We start from the raw sequence: 18,343 nt of genomic DNA on the forward strand, positions 1-18,343 counted from the left end.
TTCCCTTCTGTCGACCTTGTGAGGACCCGACATGACTGCCCAGAGCAGGTACCGACTCCCCGATACTCCGCTTCCCGAGTTGTTCGTCACTCCCGAGCGCCGGGCGCGAGGCAGCGTCAACGCCTACCGGATGGACCAGCTTCCGGCTGGGACGCAGCGTGAGTTCATCGACATCACGGCTTCCGACGGGGCCTTCTCCTTCGGTCTCCTGCACCTGCCGCCGGGCCCGAAGCCCAAGACCGTCGCTGTGTTCATGCACCCGCGGGAGAACCAGTCCCGGCAGTACCTGAGCCCGTACCTGCTGGAGGCGGGATACGCGGTGTGGGGACAGACCAGCCGTGCGCTGAACAACGACAGCGACATGGTGCACGAGGAGGTCGTCCTCGACACCGCGGCGGGCATCCGGATGCTCAAGGACCGCGGCTTCGAGAAGATCGTGCTCATCGGCAGCAGCGGCGGCACCTCCCTGCTGTCGTACTACCAGTGGCAGGCCGCCCTCCCGCCCGAGGAGCGCCACACACACGGCCCGCACGGCACGCCGACCCGCTTCGCCACGGAGGACATGCCGCCGGCCGACTTCTACGTCGCCCTGGCCCCCCACGCCGGCGAGGGCATCATCATGCTCAACATGCTCGACCCGGCGATCGTCGACGAGTCCAACCCGACGGCGATCGACCCGGCGTTGGACATGTTCAACCCCGACAACGGCTACCAGCCGTTCCCGGAGCCGAGCAAGTACGACACCGAGTGGCTCGCCGCCTACCGCGAGGGCCAGCGTGCCCGCGCCCGCCGTCTGGATGTCATCGCCCGCTCCCTGATCGCGGACTACGAAGAGGCGAGGCAGGCCGTCGACCGGGAGAAGCTCGGCTCGCCCACGGCTCGCAGGGCACTGATGTCGCCGTATCTGAGCATCTACGGAACGGTCGCCAACCCGGCACACACGGACCCGAGCATCCACCCCAACCACCGCGTGCCCGGGAGCATCTTCTCGGGCGGCCATCCGTTGCGGGGCTCCTACGGCCCCAACGCGCTGGGCCGGATCCTGACCGCACGCGCCTGGCTGGCGACCTGGAGCGGTCTGTCGGCCCAGGCCGAGTGGACCCATGCCGCCGAGCACATCGACGTGCCCACCCTGGTCGTCGCACCGCTCGGCGACACCGACGCCTACCCGGAGGAGCAGGAGGAGATCTTCTCCCGCATCCCGGCAGGTGACAAGACGTTCACGACCCTCGCCCACGCGCACCACTACCTCTTCCTGCTGCCGAACGCACCGATCGACTACAACCCGCGCGAGGCCGCCGGCGAGATCGTCACCAAGTGGCTGGGCGAGCGCCTCGACGTGTCCTGACGCCATCACCGCCGAACCAGAGCACCAAACAGCACCACCCAACCCCCCTTGGAGGCAGAAATGCCGTTCTACCGTTCCGTGGGACAGGTGCCCCACAAGCGACACGTCCAGTTCCGTAAGCCCGACGGCGGGCTGTACCGCGAGGAACTGATGGGCACCGAGGGCTTCTCGTCCGACTCCGCGCTGCTCTACCACACCTACGCTCCCACCGACGTTGTCGCGGTCGATGCCTGGGAGATCACGGGGCAGGGCACCACACCCAACCACCCTCTCAAGCCCCGTCTGGTCCGCACCCACAAAGTGGACGAGGGAGGCGACGCGGTCACCGGCCGCCGCCTGCTGGCCGCCAACCCGGACGTGCGGGTCAGCTACGTCGTCGCCGATCGGCCCAGCCCGCTGTACCGCAACGCCATGGGCGACGAGATGTACTTCGTCGAGTCCGGCACCGCCCGCGTCGAGACCGTCTTCGGCTCGCTGGAGGTCGGCCCGCGCGACTTCGTCATCATGCCGACCTCCGCGACGCACCGGTGGGTGCCGACCGGTGAGGAACCTGTACGACTCCTCATCGCGGAGTCGACCGGCGGCATCCGCCCGCCCAAGCGCTACCTGTCCGCCCGCGGCCAGTTCCTGGAGCACTCCCCGTACTGCGAGCGGGATCTGCGAGGCCCGTCGGAGCCCCTCGTCGTGGAGGGCGAGAACGTCGACGTGTATGTGCGTCACCGGGCCGGCGGCACGCGCTACACCTACGCCCACCACCCCTTCGACGTCGTGGGCTGGGACGGGCAGCTCTACCCGTACGCGTTCAGCATGGACGACTACGAGCCGATCATCGGCCGGATCCACCAACCGCCGCCGACCTTCCAGACTTTCGAGGCGCCGGGCTTCGTCATCTGCTCGTTCGTGCCGCACAAGGTCGAGTACCACCCTGACGCGGTGATCGTCCCCTACAACCACGCCAACGTCGACTCCGACGAGCTGATGTTCTACGTGGAGGCGGCGGGCGGCGCGCGTGCAGGGCACGGCATCGAGACGGGCTCCATCACCTGGCACCCCGCCGGCTTCATCCACGGCCCGCACACGAACGAGCTGGAGAAGTCCGTCGACGCCTACAACGCCGGCCGCATCGAGATCAAGAACCTGCGCGCCGTCATGATCGACACCTTCCGCCCGCTCGACATCGGCGAAGCCGCCCTGGCCAGCGAGGACTCCGACTACCTCGCCAGCTGGCGCAACGCCTGATCGGAGTCCTGTCATGCACGCCGATCAGGTCGTCAGCAGCCTGAACACACCGCTGACCGCGCCCGCCTACCCGACGCCGTCCGGCACCCGGTTCATCGACCGGGAGTACCTCAACATCGTCTACCGCACCGACCCGGAGGCACTGCGGGCCGTCGTACCCGAGCCGCTGACGGTCGGCGAACCCCTCGTGCGGTTCGAGGTCATGCACATGGGCGACGTCGGAGGCTTCGGCCCCTACACCGAGGCCGGCATCGCGATCCCGGTGGACTTCGAGGGCGAGCAGGGCGAGTACCTGCACGCCATGTACCTCGACAACTTCCCGGCCACGGCCGGCGGCCGGGAACTGTCCGCCTATCCCAAGGTGCTGGGCACGCCACGCCTGTACGTCGACCACGGAACGCTCGTGGGCACCCTCGACTTCGGGACCCTGCGCGTGGCCACGGCGACCATGGGTTACAAACACCGGCGGCTCAACCCGGAGGAGGCTCTCCGGCAGATCACCGTGCCGACGTACATGGTGAAGATCGTGCCCGGCTATGACTTCAAGCCCCGGGTCGCCGATCTGGTCCGGACCCAGATCACCGACATCACCGTGAAGGAAGCCTGGTCCGGCCCCGCCCGCCTCCAGCTCTTCCACCACGTCCTCGCCCCGCTCGCCGACCTGCCGGTCGTCGAAGTGGTCTCGGCGAGCCACATCCTCACCGATCTGTCGCTGGCCCCCGCCGAGCCGGTCTTCGACTACCTCGCTCACGTCCCGAACGCCTAGGAGGCGATGACGATGTCACCGGACAACCCGGCGTCGCGTCCCTCCGCAAGCCGCGGACTGCATCTCCGCCGCGCTGGAGGGCCCGACGGGCCGGTGCTGGTGCTGCTCCACGGCGGCCTGGGCGACGGCCAGGTCTGGCAGGCCGTCGAGGGCCTCCTGCGGGAACGGTGGCCGGGCAGCTGGCTGGTGCCCGACCTCCCCGGGCACGGGCGCTCGCCGCGTCTGGCCCACTACAGCTACGGCCGGATCGCGGCCGAGGTCGCCGACGCCGTGACCGAACATGTGCCCCGCGGCGTACCGGTACACGTCCTCGGCCACTCCCTCGGCGGCGTGGTCGCCCTCACGCTCGCCAGCGGGTGGTTCGGCATCGACGTGACCACCGTGTGCGCGATAGGCGTGAAACCACTCTGGTCCACAGAGGAACGGGACCTGATGACCACCGTGGCCGCCGCCCCCGCGCCCGTCTTCGCCACGCGGAACGATGCCCTGGGGTTCGTACTGCGTGCGGCCGCCATGAGCGACGTGGTGACAACGGACTCCCCCATGTGCGACTCCCTGGTGATCGGCGACGGGGACCAGTGGGAGCCCGTGGCGGACCCCGCTGTCCTGTCCGTCGGCGCCTCGGATCTGCCCGGGCTGATCGCGGCCTGCAAGGCGCAGGAGATCGTGCTCGCCACCGGTGAACACGACCCGCTCTGCCGGCCGTCCGACCTCGTCAAGGCATATCCCGAGGCCGCCGTGGTCGCCGGAACGGGGCACTACCCACACCTCCAGAACCCCGAGGCGATCTGGTCGTCGCTCGACCACCTGCTGCAGTCCATCCTCCACGCGGAGCGAAGCACTCTGCCTGCCTGATACCCCCCGGTCACCGGCCTGGCGGCCGGCCGTCCCGGGCCACCTAACAACTCACGGAGCAATCATGTCCAGTCACCGGATCGGCCTGCTGGTGCCGAGTTCGAACACCACCATGGAGACCGAGATCCCGGAGATCCTCCGCCGGCAGAGCGCGCTGACGGGCGATCAGTTCACCTTCCACGCCAGCCGCATGCGGATGAAGACCGTCGAGAAGAGCGAGCTGGCCGCGATGAACGCCGACGCGGGCCGCGCGGCGGTTGAACTCGCCGACGCGCAGGTCGAGGTGATGGCGTACGCGTGCCTCGTCGCGATCATGTCGCAGGGCAACGGCGTGCACCGCGGCATCGAGGCCGATCTCACCCGCACCGCCGCCGAAAACGGCTGCGCGGTGGACGTCCTCTCCAGCGCCGGGGCCCTGGTGGAGGGACTGCACCACCTCGGTGCCAAGAAGGTGTCCATCGTCACCCCGTACATGAAGCCGCTGACCGCCCTGGTGGCCGGCTACATCGAGTCCGAGGGCATCGAGGTCCAGGACTCCATCAGCCTGGAGGTCGACGACAACCTCGCCGTCGGCCGCCTGGATCCGTCCCGGCTGCCGGACATCGCGGCCGGACTCGACACCCGCGGCGTGGACGCCGTCGTGCTCTCCGCCTGCGTCCAGATGCCCTCCCTTCCCGCCATCCCTGACGCGGAGAAGCGTCTCGGTCTGCCTGTCGTCACGGCGGCCGCGGCCACGTCCTGGAAGGTGCTGCGCACCCTCGGCCTGGAGACCGTCGCCGACGGCGCCGGCGCGCTCTTCAAGCAGAACTGACCACCGGGCGGGACGCTCAGGCGCCCCGTCCGGCCGGCCCCCCACATCCACGCACCAAGCGAAGGAGCACGTCCATGGCCCCCATCCCCATGGAAACCACGATCAACGGCTCTCCCGAGCAGGTCTTCGACATCATCACGCAGGTCCGCTTCTGGCCGCAGTGGCACGTCCTCACCCGGGCCGTCACGGGCACTGTCCAGCGCCCGTTCCTTCCGGGCGACGAGTTCACCGAGTTCATCCGCACCGCCGAGGGGTCCAGGGAACTGACCTGGCGGGTCGCGGCGTACGAGCGCGCCAAGCACGTGACCATCGAGCTCGTGGGTACTCCCGGCTCCATCTCGTACACCTTCGAGCAGGTCCCCGACGGCACCCTGTTCCGACGGATCGTCAACGGCAGCGGTTCGCAGGAATCGCGGGCGGCGACGCCCGAGACCGAGGCGCAGTCCGTGGCGAACCTGAAGGCGCTGGTCGAGGACGTCCTCGCACACGAGAAGAAGGGGCCCGTCTTCCCCTGACCCGGGCATGGTGGCCGACGGCGTCGCAACCGGCGCCGTCGGCCACGGCCTCCTCGACTGTCCGTCAACCCTTGGGAATCCGTGATGCCCCACAGCCGCCCGAACTCCGAACTCCGCGGCACCGCCGTCCTCGCCGACCCTCTCCTCAACAAGGGGACGGCGTTCAGCCCGAGCGAACGTGCCCGGCTCAACCTCGACGGTCTGCTGCCGCCTGCCGTGGAAACCCTCAAGGCGCAGGTGGCCCGGGCCTACGAGGCCTATCTCAGCTATGCCAAGCCCCTCAACCAGCACATCTACCTGCGACAGCTGCAGGACACCAACGAGGTCCTCTTCTACCGTCTCGTGACGGAGCACCTCGAAGAAATGCTCCCGGTCGTCTACACCCCGACCGTCGGGGATGCCTGCCGGCAGTTCAGCTCGATATACCGCCGACCGCGCGGCCTGTTCCTCTCCTGGGAGGACCGGCACAGGTTCCGGGAGATCCTGCGCAACCGGCCGCACGACGACCAGGACGTCGACGTCATCGTGGTCACCGACGGGCAGCGCATCCTCGGCCTGGGCGACCTGGGCGTGGGCGGCATGGGCATCCCGATCGGCAAGCTGAGTCTGTACACGGCCATCGGCGGCATCGCCCCGGCACGCACGCTGCCGATCCTGCTGGACGTCGGTACGGACAATGAGGAACTGCTCGCCGATCCGCGGTACCTCGGCCGACGCAGCCGCCGCCTCACCGGCGCGGAGTACGACGAGATGATCGAGTCGTTCGTCTCGGCTGTCGAGGTGGAACTGCCGAACACCCTGCTCCAGTGGGAGGACTTCGCCACCGCCCACGCGCGTCCCATCCTCACCCGCTACCGCGACCGTCTGCTCACCTTCAACGACGACATCCAGGGCACCGCCGCCGTGGCGCTCGGTGCCCTGTCCACCGCGGCCGACATCTCCGGCACGCCGCTGGCGCAACAGCGTCTGGTGGTGCTGGGCGCGGGTTCGGCCGCCATCGGTGTCGCCGACATGATCCGCACGGCGATGACCGAGGAAGGAGTCTCCGCCGCCGTGGCCACCGCGCGCTTCTGGGTGGTCGACGTGGAGGGACTGCTGGTGCGCTCACGAACCGGCCTGACCGACGAACAGCGGCTCTACGCACGTGACGACGACGAAGTGGCCGAATGGAACGACACCGGCCTCGCCGAGGTGGTGCGCCGCACCGCGCCGACCGCGCTCATCGGGCTGTCGACGGCGCGGGGCGCGTTCACCGAGGCGATCGTGCGGCAGATGGCATCCACCTGCGAACGGCCCGTCATCTTCCCGCTCTCCAACCCCACCTCGAACGCCGAGGCCGACCCCGCGGACCTGCACCGCTGGACGAACGGCACGGCGCTGATCGCCACCGGCTCGCCGTTCGCACCGCTGAAGGTCGACGGGCACGAGGTGACAGTGGCCCAGGCCAACAACGTGTACGTCTTCCCCGCCATCGGGCTCGCGGTGACCGCGAGCCGGGCCGCCCGCGTCACCGACCACATGCTGGTCGCCGCCGCCCGCGCCATCGCACGCTGCGCAGCGGAGGTTCAGGACGGCGACGGACCGGCCCGGCTTCTCCCGCCCCTGAGTGGGATGCGAGCGGCCGCCCGGGACATCGCGCTGGCCGCCGCGCTGGCAGCGGTCGAGGACGGCGTGGCACCCGAGGCGACCGAGAAGCAGCTGCGCGAGGCGATCGCCTCGGCGCAATGGAAACCGGACTACGGCGACACAGCCGCCTCGGAGTGACCGAGCGGTCCTGCCCGGCCCACTGACACACAGGAGACTCCCATGCCCGCCATATCCGTTCCGGACCTGCTGGTCCTGCCCCGCGTTCCCGACCTGTCCGAGATCACCGTCGACCGACCGGTCGCCCATCTCAAGACCGGTGTGGACGAGGAACCCACGGAGGGTTTCGGTGTACGCCGGGTATTCCCTACCCCCGGTGCCGGGATGCGGATGTCCGACCCGTTCCTCCTGCTCGACCACCGCGCCGACACCGTCCTCGAGCCGCGGACGGCGAAAGGACGGCCCTGGCATCCGCACCGGGGCTTCGAGACCGTCACCTACCTGATCGACGGCGAGATCGAACACGAGGACACCCACGGCGGTGGTGGGATCATCCGAGGCGGCGACACCCAGTGGATGACGGCGGGCTCAGGCGTCCAGCACCACGAAAGCCCGTCGGAACGTCTGGTCATGGAAGGCGGCGTCGTCCAGGGCGTTCAACTGTGGGTGAACCTCCCGAGCGAACTGAAGATGGCCCCACCGCGCTACCAGGACATCGCCGGCTCCCGGCTGGCGTTGCTGGCCTCGCAGGACGGCGGAGCGCTGCTGCGTGTCATCGCCGGGGAGATCGCCGGACATCGCGGTCCCGGAGCGACGCACACACCGATCACCCTCGTGCACGCCTCGATCGCGCCGGGCGCCCGACTCCGACTGCCCTGGCGGCCCGACTTCTCCGCCATGGCGTACGTGCTGTCCGGTCAGGGCTCCGTCGGCGCCGAGCGGCGCCCGGTGGCCGAAGGCCGGATCGCCTACTTCGGCGCGGGCGGTGCGCTCACCGTGACGGCGGACGGCCACCAGACGAATCGCACCGGCGAGATGGAAGTCCTGCTGCTGGGCGGGCTCCCCATCGGCGAACCGCTCGCGGCCTACGGCCCGTTCGTGATGAACACTCACGACGAGATCGTCCAGGCCATCGAGGACTACCGCAGCGGCCGGATGGGCGTGCTCCCCGCGACAGCCAACTGACGCTGTCGAACGGCACGAACACGCGGCAGAACGTAGATCAACCTATCCACTTGAACCCAAGTGGTTCAACAAGTGGATGATGAAGCGGATACGCCGCAAAGGCGGTGCCAAGCTGAGGGGCCTGAATGCCCTCGTCCTCACGACCATCGGTCGCAAGAGTGGGCAGCCTCGTTCGACGCCCGTGGGCTGGTTTCCCGGCAGAGACGGCGGCCGGCTGATCGTGGCCTCGGCTGCCGGAGCGACGAAGAACCCGGCCTGGTGTCACAACCTCGCCGCCCACCTCGGCAACGTACGGGTGGAGGTCGGAGCCGCGAGGCGGAGGTCGCCGCCGAGCAACTCCACGGCGCGCCCCGAGGGACCGGCCTGCGCGGTGAGGCAGGGGCCATTGCCCCTATCCCCATCAGCGCGGACATGCATCATTCCGTATGAATTTCCGGAAACCTGCTTGCGGGTCGTGCGACGGCGGCGTGCGCATCGATCAGACCTCTTCACGAACGCGGCGGCCTGCCCGAGCAGACATGTGGCGGTGTGGTGGCGCAGGAGTCGGCGCATGGCGCGCAGGCGTCGCGTGACATGGGCGGAGTGCAGCAGGGGGCAGGTGTCGAGGAACACTTGCCAGTGGGGCAATGCTGCTTCGAGGTGGCCATGGGTGAGGAGAGCCTCGGCCAACATCGCCTAGCAGTGGACCCACCTCACCGAAGCACCGGCTTGACCACTGCGTGCCCGCGCCTTCGGTCAAAGCGATCTCGCCTGCGCGCCGCTCAAGAGGGACGCTGGGGTCCTCGCGCACTGTCCATGTACACGCGAAGATCCACGACCTCATCTCCCTGCCAACGGAAAACGCTCACCACGGGAACGGCCGGAGTCACCTCGGTCTCGTACTGGTACATCACGGTCGCCTCAGCGACCACCACACCGGGCTCGGGCTCCCACAGGCCGCTGATGTCATGCCGGACGGCGAGAAGGCCGGCGGCTCGCATCTTCTCGACGGCCTCCCGAATCGCGTGCCGCCCCACAATGACCGCCGCCCCGCGGCTCATCCGGACATCCTTGCCCAGACCCTCGACGAAGGCATCGGGGTCCAGCGCAAGAGCCGACTCGGCGTAGTGCCTGCGAACCCATTCCAGACGGTCCATTGCCCCTCCACTTCAGAAAGCGAACAGCCGCCAGTCCGTGTGCCCTTGGGGCCCGCCGGCTGTCGGCCGTTCAACTGCTTGGTGCTCCCCGGCACATCGACTCCGTCAGGCGCTCGCTGCCCGGAAGACGACGTACACGACGGCGAGCAGCCCGAACACCGCGGCGGGGATGATCGCCTTGCCCGAATCCTTGGCCCGGACGTGCGCGCCCACGGCACCGACCATCAGCACAGCGAGACCGGCGCCGGCCGCGACGCCCAGCCAGGCGAGCCACAGCCCGACCACGGCACCCGCGGCGCCGAGGACTTCGAGGGTGCCGATGACCCGGTTGACACCGTGGGGCACACCCAGATGGTCGGCCTGCGCCAGGGCTTTGGCCTGACCTGCGACCTTGGGTACGCCTGCGGCCAGAAAGGCGAGGGCCAGCAGGACGGCGATTATGGCGGCGGTGATGAACATGGCTGAACTCCGGGGGGGCTGGGGAGAAGGGCAGGCGCACGAATGCGTCAGAAGCCGATGGCTTCGCGCACCAGGACGACGGTGGCGCGGCCGGGTACGACTTCCCGGCTGCTGATGAGGATCTTGGCGACGACGCTCCGCTGGCCGTAGGCCTGCTGGGCGCGCGCGTCCTCCTTGGGATACGAGTAGCTGTCGATCCGGCGCAGAGCGGTCTCCAGGTCGGGGACGATCTTCTGGGCCCCCACGACCCACACGGCGCGCGCGGCACCGGAGGCGTAGGGTGCGAGCTGGCTGCCGCTGGCGGACGCGGTGACCAGGCGCCCGTCCTCAGTGACGGCGTGGACGCTGCCGACCACGATGTCGGGGGCGGATCGCGTCCGGCGAACCTCGTCGTACCGTGCACGAAGGTCCCAGTCGGCCTGGCTCGCCCGGACACTCATGAACCGTCCGGAACCGTCGACGTCCTCGGTGATGCCGGTGAGCCGCAGCGTCTCGCTGGTGGAGGTGAAGACGGTCTTGTCCGTCGGCAGGATCTCGTTCACGAGTCGGCGCGCGTCCGCGGCCGTGTCCGCGATCCGCACAGTGAAGCCGTTCGCGCTCAACGCGTCCGCCGCCCGGTCGATGCTCGCCGCCGACACCGGGATGCCGAAGGAGTCGTCCACGGGCAGCAGTTCGCTGGTGGTGCTCTCAGTCATGGGGGGATTCCTTGTCTTGCGGCTCAGGCAGCCAGGTTCTGCTCGTACACGGTCGCGCCCTCGGTGAGGCTCACCAGGAAGCGCCGGGCCTCGATGGTCTCGTTCAGCGCCTGCTGCCAGGCCTCGGGAGACGAGCGCTGCCAGCGCCGGGTCTGCTGATTGTTGCGAGCGAACAGGTCGACCAGGGGGCCGAGTTCGGAGTGGCCCACGCCGAGCCGGTCGCAGAGCTCGTCGCCCAGAATGCGGCGGGCGAACGCCGCGACGAGTTGCTCGGTCAGGGGCACAGGGGTCTTGAGTGTCATCTGCGACAGCATCGCGATCAGCACCTCCAGCGTGGCCGAGGTGAGAGCGATGGAGTTCTCGTCCGGCTCGCCGTTGACCGCCTCGATCGCGGCGTACCACTCGCCCGCCTGCTCGTGGTCGTTGATGCTCCGGTACAGAGCGGGGTCCACGCCCAGGAGGTAGGCGACGTAGTGCCAGTACTGGTAGATGCTCGCCAGTTCCTCGTCGGTGAAAGTGATCCCCAGCGTCTTCAGGGCGTTCAGCGGGCTGTACGTGAAGTCCAGCCAGGTGCGCACCAGGTCGACCTGGTTGATCGGCGTACCGAGGGTCTCCACGTCCCAGCCGTGCTTCTGCTGGGTCGCGCGCACTCGCGCGTGCATCAGCCGTACTTGAACCGTGTCGAGGTATCCGGGCCCGCCCAGGAGCATTCCCCCGGGCAGCGCAACGCTGTTGAGCCACTTGCCCGTCTCCTGCAGTCGGCGCTGGGTGATGGTCACCAACCGCCCCGTACCGGCGAGAACACCCGCGATACGGGGCGCGCTGTACTCGGGCAGAAGCGAGCCGAGCGCCAGCGCGATCTGGGTCCACTGCACGTCGACGGACAGGTACGCGGTCTCGCCCGCGGCCAGTTTCTCGGCGTCCACCCAGTCGGGGACGGCCTGGACCTCGCGCAGCAGGGCGGCGATCGCCGGGGGCGCGTCATCGAGCGAGGAGAGCCCGTTCTTCAGTCCTTCGTTGAAAAGACGTCGGGCGGACGCCCCCAGCTCGTCCATCTCTGCGATCACAGCGTCGGCCAGCGGGTCTCCGGCCTTCAGCGACCGTTCGATGAGAGCCATTCGCTCGTCTGCGGCGGCTTGCGTTGTCATGCCTGACCTCCAAGGAGGCTTGGAATCCTTGACCGGTCGTGCACTGCGCGGGTGTGGCCACCGAGCACCGCCGATCACTTAATCACCTAAGTTACTGTGATTTAGCGAAAGGTCAAGTCGCCGCACCGCCCGAGTGCGCTCACGGAGGCCTCCCGCCACCGTCCCTAACAGCTCAAAGCTAACGTTCGCTAGAATCGCGTGTACCGGCCTGTCGGCCACAACACGAGGAGTAGTGGATGTCGGCCACGAAGCCCGGCGTGAGTGCCCCCTCGGACAGGGACGTGCGCATCGACGATTGGCGAACGTTCGCACCGCTCGAACTGCACCCGATCCTGGCGGCAGCGCTGGAGGAGTTCCGCGAACACGGCTACCACGGCACATCGGTGAGGGACGTCGCCCGCCGAGCCGGAGTCAGCCTGCCGATGATCTATTACCGCTTCGAGAACAAGCAAGGGCTGCTCGTCGCGCTCCTGGAGGACGCGATAAGCGAAGTGCTCCACCGGGCCCACCTCGCCGACTCAGCGGCCCAAGGCCGGGTACTGGAGCGGTTCGCCAACGTCATCGAGTGCATCGTGCTGCACATGACCCACCGGGCAGCGACAGCTGGCCTGGACTCGGAATTGCGCTACCTGGAACCCGCGAACCGCAAGAAGTACGCGGCTTTGCGCAAGGAACTGGAGGAGCTGCTCCTCGGGATCATCGAGGAGGGCGTGACACAGGGCCTGTTCGAGGTGGACCGCGCCCCGGACACCGGTCGCGCACTCCTCGGCATGTGCCAGGCAGTGGCCGCCTGGTTCCACCCCGAAGGCCCCCTCACGCCGGAGGAGATCGCCGATCGCTATGTCGCGATCTCACTGCGCACGGTGGGAGCACGAGTCCGACCGGTACCTCGCAGCCAGGAGTGACGACCTCACGCGTCGGGCGCCCACACCCGGTCCACGACGAGCGGATCCATCAGCGCCTTGACCAGCGGCCGGCGTCCCTCGAGCCGGACAGCACACTGCTCGACCAACCGGGGCGGTTGTCGGCGAGGCGCTGAGCGACGTAGCCATAGACAGGAACTTGCGCACACTCCTCGCCGAAACACGGCGACGGGGCACAGGCGAGTACGCCACCCAGGCCGCCGCCATTCGAAGTCGCACCCTGGACGCCACCGCCGACCTCATCCGGGCGGCACAGCAGCATGGCGAAACCGGCCGAACCACCGAGCCCACGCAAGCAGCATGGAACTTCTACGCCCTACGGCAGGGCCGCCTTGGAAAGCTTGCGCCTGGACAACGACCGGCTCTCGAGTCCGGCGGAATGCATGGCAGAGACGCTGCAGCAGTGCGCCAGCGCCCGAGCTGTCGTCGTCACCGGTGCTTCCGAGGGCTTCGGCAGGGCCACTGCGAGCCTGCTGGCCGAAGAGGGCTATCGCATCTTCGGCACCACCCTCAGCGAGGCCGAGTCCGACGACCTCTCCTCGCCACCGAAGGCGGGGTCACTCCCATCGTCATGGACATCACCGATGACGCCCAGGTCGAGGAGATGGCGCGCATTGTCGATGAACAGGTCGGCGATCAGGGGCTGTTCGCCCTGATCAGCAACGCCGGCATCCTCGTTCCCGGGCCGATGGAGATCGTCTCCATGGAGGGGATCCGCCGCCAGTTCGACGTGAATGTCTTCGGGCATGTAGCCACCATCAAAGCGTTGCTTCCTGCCCTCCGGCGCGGCCGCGGTCGCATCGTGGAGATCGGCTCGCTCACCGGACACGTCGCCCTGCCGTACAAGGGCATCCTGGCCGGTTCCAAGTTCGCCATGGAGGGCCTGATGGACCTGCTGCGCCGCGAACTACTGCCCTGGTCCATCCCGGTCACCATCGTCCGCGCCGGAAAGATGCGCACCAACGCGCTCCCCAAGGCGGCACGCAATCAACAGGCTCTCATCGACGGCCTCACACCCGAGCAGGAGGCTCTCTACGGTGAGTCGTTGCGACGGTTCGCCAAGGCGGATCTCGATGACCCGAACCCGCCCACACGGGTGCTCACCGACCCCGAGGACCAGAAGATCCTCGACCTCGTCGATTCCCTGTCCGACCAGGAAGCCGACCAGAAGATCGCCCACATGATGGGCGTGATCTGACCGGCCACACAAAAAAGGGGGGCACCAACAACCTGACTCAGCACGAAAGGCACCACCATGAGTCTGATCCCCGCCACCAGCCTCGACGGCTTCCACCTCACGTGGGAGAACCAACAGGCCGACGTCCTCGTACGGGAGTACTTCCAGGCCCTCAACGAAGGCACCGACGACGATGTGGACCGCCTGCTGGCCCCGACCTTCGAGAGCCACCGGCGCACCGGAACCACCGGCCGCAACGGCGAGAAGAACCGTTTGCTCACCCTGCGCGCTGCTTTCCCCGATCTGTCCTACGAGGTACACGAGAACGTGGGTGTCGTCGTGGAGGGCGACATGGTCGCCCTGCGCACCTACGTCTCCGGTACACACGAGGGACCGTACGCCGGTCATGACCCTACGGGGAGAAGCTTCCGCATCGGCAACCACCACTTCTTCCGGCACCGTAACGGCCGCCTGGTCGAGCACTGGGAGGTGGAGGACAGCTACCGGATCCTCGCCGAGTGTGGCCTGATTCCCACGAGCATCCCGCTGTTCGACGAGATGCCCGGCTCCCCCTTCGGCGTCGGCGTCAACCGGCAGACCACCAGGCCGGACTGGCACAAGTCCCAGGTACGCGCCATGTACGAAGGTGTAGTGGCCACTGGCAACGCCGACGACGCCTACGGGATGGCCGACGCCTACATCCAGAACACCGGCCGCGCCCCCGACGGTGCCTCCCACTTCAACGAGGAGTTCGTCGGGTTTCGCAAGGTCTTCCAGAAGGGCCGCGCATACCAGGTGCAGATAGTGGCCGAGCGGGACCGGGTGATCACCCGCAGCCGCTGGGACGGCTGCCACCTCGGAGAGCTGGGCCCTCTCCCCGCCACTGGTCGGGCCGTCGACTTCACCACCGCCGACACCTTCCGTTTCGAGGACGGGGTGATCGTCGAGCACTGGGACACCACGGACTTCCTCGCGATGCTCGGCTCCCTGGGCGTCATCAACAACCACTGATCAATCTGCGGGCCGGGGTGCCGTGCGGTTCGCCGCCGCCGCGCCCCGCTCCGCGATCCCGCGACCCTGAGAGCACCCATGACGACCACCGATCAACCGCAGCCCTCAGAGGCCTCCCAGTCCGCCTCCGTCGCACCGGTCATGACCCAACGCCAGGTGATGCAGGCCCTGTCGGGGCTCTTGCTTGGCATGTTCGTGGCGATCCTGTCCTCCACGATCGTCTCCAACGCGCTTCCCCACATCGTCGCGGACCTGGGAGGAAGCCAGTCCTCCTACACCTGGGTCGTCACCTCGACGCTGCTCGCGATGACAGCGTCCACCCCGCTGTGGGGCAAACTCTCGGACCTCTACGACAAGAAACGGCTGGTGCAGGCCGCTCTCGTGATCTTCGTGAAGGGGTCCGTCCTCGCCGGGCTCGCCCACGGCACCGGACTTCTCATCGCGATGCGCGCCGTTCAGGGCGTGGGCACGGGTGGCATGGTCGCACTGTCCCAGATCGTCCTCGCCTCGATGATCCCGCCGCGTGAGAGGGGACGCTACAACGGCTACCTGGGTGCGGTGTTCGCCGTGGCCACGGTCGCCGGACCGCTGATCGGAGGTGTCATCACCGACACGTCCTGGCTCGGCTGGCGCTGGTGTTTCTACGTGGGTGTGCCGATCGCCGTCGCCGCGCTGGGCGTTCTGCAACGGACCCTTCATCTGCCGGTCGGCGACGGGGGCAAGAAGGTGGACTGGATGGGTGGCGCGCTGATCACCTCCACTGTCAGCCTGCTGCTGGTGTGGGTGACCCTGGCCGGGGACTCGTTCGCCTGGAACTCCTGGCAGACCTACGCCATGATCGGCGGGTCCGTGACCCTGGCGGTCCTGTTCGCCGTCACCGAGACCAAGGCGGCCGATCCGGTGATTCCGCTGCGTCTCTTCCGCGACCGCACCATCGCTCTCGCCAGCTCCGTTTCCTTCTTCGTCGGCGCCGCCATGTTCGCCGCCACGGTCTACCTCAGCCAGTACTTCCAACTCGCCCGAGGCGAATCCGCGACCATGGCCGGGCTCATGACCGTCCCGATGATCGCCGGCCTGTTCCTGGCCTCCACCGTCTCCGGTCGGTTCATCACCGCAACCGGGCTCTGGAAGGCATGGCTGGTGACGGGCGGAATCCTGTTGACCGCCGGCCTGGCCCTGTTGGCCCGCCTCCACCACGACACTCCGTACTGGCAGGTCGCGTGCGCGATGGCGTTCACCGGCCTCGGCCTCGGCCTCGGAATGAGCATGCAGAACCTCGTGCTCGCGGCACAGAACCAGACGGACGGTACCGACCTGGGTGCCACGAGTTCCCTGGTGGCCTTCACCCGCTCACTCGGCGGCACCATCGGCGTCTCCGCACTCGGCGCCCTGCTCTCCAGCCGCGTGACCCACTATCTCGCCGACGGGCTCACCAGGATCGGCGCACCGGCCGGAGGATCGGACACCCAAGGTGCCGTCCCGGACGTGTCCAAGCTCCGCGAGCCGTTGCGCACCGTCGTCACGAGCGCCTACGGGGACGGCATCGCCGACCTGTTCCTGTTCGCAGCTCCCGCCGCTCTGCTCGGCCTCGCACTGACTCTGTTCATCCGCGAGACAGCACTGAAGGACCGCACTCCCGAGCCTGGACATCCCACCACCGCACCGGCCGAGAGCCAGGCCTGAAAGGTCACCTTCGTACGCCGTCGGTGGCTTGGCGGCGGCCGACATAGACGCCAGCGAAGGTTCCGGCGACGGCGAAGATGCCTGCGGCCAGTGCTGCCATGACGGCTGCACTGGTGAAACGTCGGTATCCGGAAGTTGCCGTATTCCTCCAGCATCTTGTGGTGCTGGAGGACCGACGATGCTGATCACGGCAAGTCCTTCCTCACCATCCCCACGCGATGGCGGCAGAACGACGCGGAGCTTCGCTCAGCGCCAGGCACTCACCTCTGCGGTCGTCCTCCCGGTGAGCATTTGCGGCCACGCCCAGAGAGATCCGCGCAGTGACTTTAGGAACTCGTCCACGACGACGACGTGGACGACGACCTGCGCGCCGGGATCGAGAAAGTCACTGAAAACGACCTTCTCGACGAGAACTACGACGGCGTCCCCAACGCGGTGGTGCTGTTGTTCCGCGAAGAGGACGGCGACCTCGCCGACGCCCTGCTCGATGCCGCGAAGTCTCTGGACGAATACGGAACGATCTGGCTGATGGTCCCGAAGGCCGGGAAGAACGGCCACGTCAAGCCCTGGACTAGCGGTGACGCCGCGACGAGCGCCGGGGGTCCCAGACGAGTCTCGTCAACGCCGCCGCGAACTTCGGGATGGCCTCCACGACGGCGTACGAGGTCGGCCGCTTGTAGCCGCTGAGGCTGCGCGCGGCGTGTGCTTCCAACGCCGCCGGATCGACCGGCAGACCCGGCCGTGGCTGCACATAGGCGACGACGACTTCTCCCCATTTCTCGTCGGGGACGCCGATCACAGCGGTCTCGAGGACCGACGGGTCACCGGCCGGCACGTCCTCGATCTCCTTGGGGTAGGAAGCCGCTCCGTATCAGCTGTTGTGGAGCTGCGCCGTTGTCGGCGCTGAGCCCGATCGTCTTTCCGGCAAATCGGGGTGTGCCCGTCGCGTCATCGCCTTTCTGGTCCGGCGATCAGAACAGGCCGTTGTCGTGCGGCAGGGTGTCCGGGATGGGGACGACGATGTCCCAGTGCTCGACGATCTTGCCATCGGCGACACGGAACAGGTCCCAGTACGCGACCGGAACATCGAACACGCCCTCGGAGACCACCAGCACGAAGTTGCCCTCGGCGATCACGCGGTGAGTCGTCCCGTAGGCGATGTTCTTGCCCTGCTCGGCCCACGCCGCAAAGGCGGCGCCGAGCCCGTCAAGCCCGTCAGCGATCTCCGGGTGGTGCTGGTCGTACTGCTCGGTGGAGATGAAGTCGGTCAGCACGGAGAAGTCACCACCCTTGAGGACCTTCTCGACGAACTCGAGGACCAGGGCACGGTTGGCCTCAGTCTTGTCGAGGTCGCTGACCTCTGCCGGGCCGTCGACCTGCGAGCGGCCCGAGACGGTCTTGGTGATCTGGGGGGTGAGCGCGTCCCAGTGCTCGGCGAGCTTGCCGTCGGCGACGCGGAACAGGTCGAGGGCGACCAGCGGGTCGGGACCGAAGCCGTGGTAGACGCCGTGGACCGCGACCAGGTCGCCCTCGGCGATGACCCGGGCGACCTCGTGACGGACGTCGTCGGTGAGTGACCCGATCAGCCCACGCAGGCCTTCGGGTCCGTCGGGCGCGGCCGAGCTGTGCTGGCGGTAGTCGGCGGCCACCCACCGGTCGACGGCGGTGACGTCCCTGTCACCGAAGATCTCCTTGACTGCGGTGAGGACGGTGGTCTTGTTGTCGCTCATGTTCGTCATTCCCTCGTGCGTGTGGCCTGGTGGGCGGCTTGTGGTTTCTGACATCAACAGTGGTCCCGCATTCGGTCG

General features: G+C 68.1%; 20 protein-coding genes. 14 read left to right on the plus strand and 6 right to left on the minus strand.

The annotated features are described in order from the left end of the window. The first annotated feature begins 31 nt into the window (after positions 1–31). The 9 genes from AB0I77_RS22305 to AB0I77_RS22345 all read left to right on the plus strand — a co-directional run bounded on the left by AB0I77_RS22305 (position 32) and on the right by AB0I77_RS22345 (position 8,982). The gene (locus AB0I77_RS22305) at positions 32–1,348 is read left to right on the plus strand and encodes a hypothetical protein (protein ID WP_363284399.1); all 1,317 of its coding nucleotides are present in this window, start codon (positions 32–34) and stop codon (positions 1,346–1,348) included. Between the two features lie 60 nt (positions 1,349–1,408). Beyond that, positions 1,409–2,587, plus strand: a complete 1,179-nt coding sequence (locus AB0I77_RS22310; protein WP_363284400.1) for a cupin domain-containing protein — start codon at positions 1,409–1,411, stop codon at positions 2,585–2,587. A 13-nt stretch (positions 2,588–2,600) separates the two neighbouring features. After that, positions 2,601–3,353 (plus strand): acetoacetate decarboxylase, encoded by a 753-nt coding sequence (locus AB0I77_RS22315; RefSeq protein ID WP_363284401.1) that lies wholly within the window; start codon positions 2,601–2,603, stop codon positions 3,351–3,353. Between the two features lie 6 nt (positions 3,354–3,359). After that, positions 3,360–4,208, plus strand: a complete 849-nt coding sequence (locus tag AB0I77_RS22320; RefSeq protein WP_363284402.1) for an alpha/beta fold hydrolase — start codon at positions 3,360–3,362, stop codon at positions 4,206–4,208. Positions 4,209–4,272: 64 nt separating this feature from the next. Continuing rightward, positions 4,273–5,019, plus strand: a complete 747-nt coding sequence (locus AB0I77_RS22325; protein ID WP_363284403.1) for an Asp/Glu racemase — start codon at positions 4,273–4,275, stop codon at positions 5,017–5,019. A gap of 74 nt (positions 5,020–5,093) precedes the next feature. Further along, the gene (locus AB0I77_RS22330) at positions 5,094–5,534 is read left to right on the plus strand and encodes an SRPBCC family protein (RefSeq protein ID WP_363284404.1); all 441 of its coding nucleotides are present in this window, start codon (positions 5,094–5,096) and stop codon (positions 5,532–5,534) included. Between the two features lie 84 nt (positions 5,535–5,618). Further along, entirely contained in the window at positions 5,619–7,298 is a 1,680-nt protein-coding gene (locus AB0I77_RS22335; RefSeq protein ID WP_363284405.1) for an NAD-dependent malic enzyme, read from the plus strand. A gap of 42 nt (positions 7,299–7,340) precedes the next feature. Beyond that, positions 7,341–8,303 carry a pirin family protein gene (locus tag AB0I77_RS22340; RefSeq protein ID WP_363284406.1) on the plus strand — a complete coding sequence of 321 codons (963 nt, stop codon included), beginning with the start codon at positions 7,341–7,343 and terminating at the stop codon, positions 8,301–8,303. Positions 8,304–8,382: 79 nt separating this feature from the next. Continuing rightward, positions 8,383–8,982, plus strand: a complete 600-nt coding sequence (locus AB0I77_RS22345) for a nitroreductase family deazaflavin-dependent oxidoreductase (protein ID WP_363284533.1) — start codon at positions 8,383–8,385, stop codon at positions 8,980–8,982. An 82-nt stretch (positions 8,983–9,064) separates the two neighbouring features. Here AB0I77_RS22345 and AB0I77_RS22350 read toward each other — a convergent pair whose 3' ends face one another. From AB0I77_RS22350 to AB0I77_RS22365, 4 genes are all read right to left on the minus strand, one after another. After that, entirely contained in the window at positions 9,065–9,439 is a 375-nt protein-coding gene (locus tag AB0I77_RS22350) for a hypothetical protein (RefSeq protein ID WP_363284407.1), read from the minus strand. 105 nt (positions 9,440–9,544) lie between these two features. Then, positions 9,545–9,898 (minus strand): DoxX family protein, encoded by a 354-nt coding sequence (locus AB0I77_RS22355; protein ID WP_363284408.1) that lies wholly within the window; start codon positions 9,896–9,898, stop codon positions 9,545–9,547. 47 nt (positions 9,899–9,945) lie between these two features. Beyond that, positions 9,946–10,593 carry an LUD domain-containing protein gene (locus AB0I77_RS22360; RefSeq protein WP_363284409.1) on the minus strand — a complete coding sequence of 216 codons (648 nt, stop codon included), beginning with the start codon at positions 10,591–10,593 and terminating at the stop codon, positions 9,946–9,948. A 23-nt stretch (positions 10,594–10,616) separates the two neighbouring features. Continuing rightward, positions 10,617–11,741, minus strand: coding sequence for an oxygenase MpaB family protein (locus AB0I77_RS22365; protein ID WP_363284410.1), 1,125 nt, complete (start codon positions 11,739–11,741; stop codon positions 10,617–10,619). Positions 11,742–11,977: 236 nt separating this feature from the next. Between AB0I77_RS22365 and AB0I77_RS22370 the strand changes: the two genes are divergently transcribed. From AB0I77_RS22370 to AB0I77_RS22390, 5 genes are all read left to right on the plus strand, one after another. Further along, positions 11,978–12,646 carry a TetR/AcrR family transcriptional regulator gene (locus AB0I77_RS22370; RefSeq protein WP_363284411.1) on the plus strand — a complete coding sequence of 223 codons (669 nt, stop codon included), beginning with the start codon at positions 11,978–11,980 and terminating at the stop codon, positions 12,644–12,646. Between the two features lie 397 nt (positions 12,647–13,043). Then, complete coding sequence (locus AB0I77_RS22375) at positions 13,044–13,862, plus strand: SDR family NAD(P)-dependent oxidoreductase (RefSeq protein ID WP_363284534.1); 819 nt, start codon at positions 13,044–13,046, stop codon at positions 13,860–13,862. Positions 13,863–13,919: 57 nt separating this feature from the next. After that, complete coding sequence (locus AB0I77_RS22380) at positions 13,920–14,852, plus strand: ester cyclase (protein WP_363284412.1); 933 nt, start codon at positions 13,920–13,922, stop codon at positions 14,850–14,852. Positions 14,853–14,993: 141 nt separating this feature from the next. Further along, positions 14,994–16,535 carry an MDR family MFS transporter gene (locus tag AB0I77_RS22385; RefSeq protein WP_363284535.1) on the plus strand — a complete coding sequence of 514 codons (1,542 nt, stop codon included), beginning with the start codon at positions 14,994–14,996 and terminating at the stop codon, positions 16,533–16,535. 351 nt (positions 16,536–16,886) lie between these two features. Further along, positions 16,887–17,222, plus strand: a complete 336-nt coding sequence (locus AB0I77_RS22390; RefSeq protein WP_363284413.1) for a DUF3052 family protein — start codon at positions 16,887–16,889, stop codon at positions 17,220–17,222. Here the strand turns inward: AB0I77_RS22390 and AB0I77_RS22395 are convergent. Both AB0I77_RS22395 and AB0I77_RS22400 read right to left on the minus strand, forming a co-directional pair. After that, the gene (locus AB0I77_RS22395; protein WP_363284414.1) at positions 17,107–17,370 is read right to left on the minus strand and encodes a hypothetical protein; all 264 of its coding nucleotides are present in this window, start codon (positions 17,368–17,370) and stop codon (positions 17,107–17,109) included. The two genes, AB0I77_RS22390 and AB0I77_RS22395, sit on opposite strands and share 116 nt — an antisense overlap. A 136-nt stretch (positions 17,371–17,506) precedes the next feature. Continuing rightward, positions 17,507–18,265 (minus strand): nuclear transport factor 2 family protein, encoded by a 759-nt coding sequence (locus AB0I77_RS22400; protein ID WP_363284415.1) that lies wholly within the window; start codon positions 18,263–18,265, stop codon positions 17,507–17,509. Positions 18,266–18,343 lie beyond the last annotated feature (78 nt).

The organism is Streptomyces sp. NPDC050619 (assembly GCF_040654815.1).
Taxonomy (GTDB): Bacteria; Actinomycetota; Actinomycetes; order Streptomycetales; family Streptomycetaceae; genus Streptomyces.